Origin of the sequence: Thiohalophilus sp. (assembly GCF_031581315.1) — a bacterium.
Taxonomy (GTDB): Bacteria; Pseudomonadota; Gammaproteobacteria; order UBA6429; family Thiohalophilaceae; genus Thiohalophilus.
On the sequence record NZ_JAVLAZ010000051.1, the window covers coordinates 6,701 to 10,501 of the forward strand.

Genomic DNA, 3,801 nt, shown 5'->3' on the forward strand with positions numbered 1-3,801 from the left:
TGACAGGGCGGCTTCGGCTTCATCGCGACTGTCGTAGGGGCCCTGATCCAGCCCTTCCCGGCAGGCAAAATACCAGCGGGCATCGATATTGAATAAACGGCCGCTACGAAAGGGAATCGCACCCTGCTCAGCCCGACGATGCATGTGCATGACAGGTTCTCCGTGATGGTTGCCGTTTTTAATCTATAGACCCCGACGGCGGGTTCGTCAATTTCCCTCAAAAAACCGAACTTTGAACGACGGTTCAGCCGGCGATCAACAGTCGTACGGCATCCAGTGTGGGTTCGATCTCCAGAACGTGTCGGGACAGGACATCGCGTTGTTCCTGCAGCTGCCGGATTTCTTCGTCACGGACATTGGGATTGATGGTGGCCAGATGCTGCAGGCGGGTGATATCGGTTTCGAGCAGGCTCAACATGTGCCGGTTGGCCTGTTCGAGTATCTCGCGCGCCGGTGCCTGCACCAGCGCTCCGGCCTGTTCAAACATGTCTCGCAAGGTGTCCTGGCGGGCACCAAGAATTCGGTTACGGGTGCTCTTGTCCAGCTCGGTGGGGAGGATACGCAGTTTGTCGACAGGAAACTGCTCGGTGAGATCCCGTCCGTCGGAATCTACTACCCGACGTACCAGGGTCGGTGGCAAAAAGCGGGGTAATTGCAGCCGCCGGGGGGCCATGCCTTCGAGAATAAAATGACACTCCAGCAGCAGGGTCCCGGCAGGCAGACCACTGGTTCGCAGAATAGCCAGGGCGGCATTACCATGGCGCTCTTCCAGTACCTGATCCATGATGCCGCGAATCATCGGATGTTCCCAGCTCATAAACTGCCAGTCCTCGCGGGCCAGGGCGGCGGAGCGGGAGAAAGTCAGCGTCAGGCCGTCATCCGGCAGGCCGGGAAAATGATCCACCAGCATGTGTGTACCGGGATGCATGACATGACTGTCACTGCCATGCACTTCCAGATCGACGCCGAACTGGGCACAGGCCTCCTCCAGAAATTCCGGTAGTCGTGGATCGTTATCCAGACGGCGAATGCTCTGCTGCAGATAATCGGCTTCTTCCGCCCGGTAAGAGTTGAGTTCCAGCAACCGATCGCGGCCGGCTTCCAGTTGTTGTGAAAGTTGTTGATGGTAGTCGGCGATTTCAGCCAGCAGCGTCTCAAACGGCGTTGGCATGTTTGCTGGCTGATGCAGCGCGGCGTCGATAGATTCCCGAAACCGGCTAAATACCGCATCGCCAGTGGCACAGGGGTGTAAAAAAGCATCCAAAGCATCGTGATACAGACGGTAGAGGATGCTCTGCGGACTATCGGCCAGGTAGCCCACATGGATCTGGACGGTTTGTGTCTGACCGATTCGATCCAGACGGCCAATGCGTTGTTCCAGTAGATCCGGGTGCGCGGGCAGATCGAACATCAGCAGATGATGGGCAAACTGGAAGTTGCGACCCTCGCTGCCGATCTCCGAGCAGATCAGCAGCCGGGCACCGTCTTCCGGGTCAGCAAAATAGGCGGCGGCCCGATCCCGTTCGATAATCGTCATCTCTTGATGAAAGACGGCACAACGCAGACCGACCCGATCAGCCAGGTATTGATGCAGCGTGCGGGCGGTTTCGGCATGCGCACAGATGACAAGAAACTTTTCGCCCCGGTACTGGCGCACTGTCTCGATTAACCATTGCACCCGCGGGTCAAAGCCGGTCCACGCGGTTGCGTTATCGTCCTGTTGTGACCAGCATTGTTCCGGTGTCAATCGCCAGGCCAGTTGGTCGTCGAGGGTATCGGCATCCGCTTGCGCATAGGCGTCGGGCAAGGGCAGGGCGGTGGCATGCAGCTGCCGTTGCGGGAACCCGCTGATTGCCGCGCGGGTATTGCGAAACAGGACCCGGCCGGTGCCATGACGATCGACCAGCAGATGAATCAGTTGCTGACGGGCGTTACGATGTTCCGTGTCATGCCATTCATCCGTCGGCGCATGATTGGCGAGTAACATCAGGCGTTCGAAAGCAGGGTGTTCGCCGAGTGCCAGATGCAGGGCTTCCCGTGAGGACTTGTCCAGTGGCCGATCATCCAGCAACGCATTCACCGCCCGCAGGATCGGTTGATAAAGGGCTTCTTCTTCAAGGAATTCATCGAGATCAAAAAAGCGTTGCGGGTCCAGCAGTCGCAGCCGGGCAAAATGGCCGGCGATACCCAGCTGTTCCGGCGTCGCGGTCAATAACAGTACCGCCGGGATGCGTGCCGCTAATTGTTCGACAAAACGGTATTCGGGGCTGACCTGTTCGGGCTGCCATTCAAGATGATGGGCCTCGTCCACAACCAGCAGATCCCAGGGGGCTGTCAGCGCCTGTTCCTGGCGTGCGCTGTCGTTCATGAACATTTCCAGCGGACACAGCACCAGCTGTTCGGTCTCAAAGGGGTTGTCGTCCTGTTCGCTCAGGGCCTGGCAGCGTGGCTCGTCCAGCAGACTGAAGCGCAGATTAAAGCGGCGCAACATTTCCACCAGCCATTGATGCAACAGGTTTTCAGGAACCAGGATCAGCACCCGGGCAATGCGTTCATCCAGCAATTGCTTGTGCATGATGAGACCCGCCTCGATGGTCTTACCCAGTCCCACTTCATCGGCCAGAAGGACCCGTGGCGCGGCGCGGTTGGCGACTTCATGCGCAATGTAAAGCTGATGGGGGACCAGGTCGACGCGACAGCCGCACAGGCCATGGACGGGTGCCGGCAATAACTCCTGTTGTCGCTCGCGGGTCACCTGGCGTAACCGGTAAAGGCGGGCGGGGTCGATATGTCCGCCGAGTAACCGGTCCTGCGGCCGGCTCAGTTGCAGCCGGGGGGCCAGTGCGGTTTCAACGATTTGGCCGGCATGGCCCTGTTCGTCGTGACCATAATAGGTGAGCAGACCCTCATGCTCTTCCACATGCGTGATATGCCACTTTGTGCCCTGATCATCACTGACGGTGTCATGGGGCGAAAAACGAATGCGTGTCAGCGGGGCATTATCGAGTCGATAGAGGCGATCTTCATCGATCGCCGGAAAGTACAGATGGACCTGCCGGGTTTCGACAGACTGCACGATGCCCAGACCGAGTTCCGGTTCATTGTCGCTGTACCAGCGCTGGCCTGGGATGACATTTTCCATAGCGTGATTGTGTCAAATAACGGGGTCCACAGACAGTCTTGTCCCTGCCCGTAAATTGTGCAAGCGCAAATGCCATGCACAAAAAGGCGGCAGGAAACGGCCAATGTGACGCCTGTCAAATTGTGATCATCTTGGCAGCGTATAAGTAATTACCCGAATAGTGATGGCGTAATCTTTGCTTTAAAATCGTCAGTGTGAAACATGTTGTACATCAAGGAGGGGCAATGTCCGCTCATCTGTTTACTTACGGCACCCTCGAATTACCCGAAGTGTTTGCGGCCGTGACCGGCCAGAGCATGGTCGGTACACCGGGCACGTTGAACGGCTATGGCCGTTATCGCCTGGAGGGCGAAGTCTATCCCGGTATTATCGCGGCGCCGGGGGATGGTGTGCAGGGGACGCTCTACTGCGACCTTGATCCCGCCACACATAAAAAGATCGACCATTACGAGGATACCTGTTACGAAAAACGCCAGGTCAGAGTAACGACAAAAGATGGACTGGAGTTATTTGCCATGGCCTACGTGATTCCCGATGAAAAAAGCCGCCTGCTTTCCACCCGTCGCTGGGATCAGCAGCAGTTTATCGAACAGCACCTGGAAAACTTCCTGCGTTATATTCGATAGGCTGGATTTTTATAAAAGCTTCACCACGAAGGC

At 57.1% G+C, this 3,801-nt stretch carries 3 protein-coding genes; 1 reads left to right on the plus strand and 2 read right to left on the minus strand.

Annotated elements, in window-relative coordinates:
* Positions 1-150: DUF6316 family protein (locus RI563_RS13455; protein WP_411293572.1), on the minus strand; the 150-nt coding region annotated here is incomplete at its 3' end.
* 94 nt (positions 151-244) lie between these two features.
* Positions 245-3,142: an RNA polymerase-associated protein RapA gene (gene rapA, locus RI563_RS08720; protein ID WP_310693987.1), complete on the minus strand. Its 2,898-nt coding sequence runs from the start codon at positions 3,140-3,142 to the stop codon at positions 245-247.
* A gap of 224 nt (positions 3,143-3,366) precedes the next feature.
* Between rapA and RI563_RS08725 the strand changes: the two genes are divergently transcribed.
* Positions 3,367-3,768: a gamma-glutamylcyclotransferase family protein gene (locus RI563_RS08725; protein WP_310693988.1), complete on the plus strand. Its 402-nt coding sequence runs from the start codon at positions 3,367-3,369 to the stop codon at positions 3,766-3,768.
* Positions 3,769-3,801: the final 33 nt, after the last annotated feature.

What these genes read in the sequence shown, in the direction of transcription:
- RI563_RS08725 (WP_310693988.1), top strand. Translation starts at nt 3,367, where the DNA reads ATGTCCGCTCATCTGTTTACTTACGGCACCCTCGAATTACCCGAAGTG.
- rapA (WP_310693987.1), bottom strand. Translation starts at nt 3,142, where the DNA reads ATGGAAAATGTCATCCCAGGCCAGCGCTGGTACAGCGACAATGAACCG.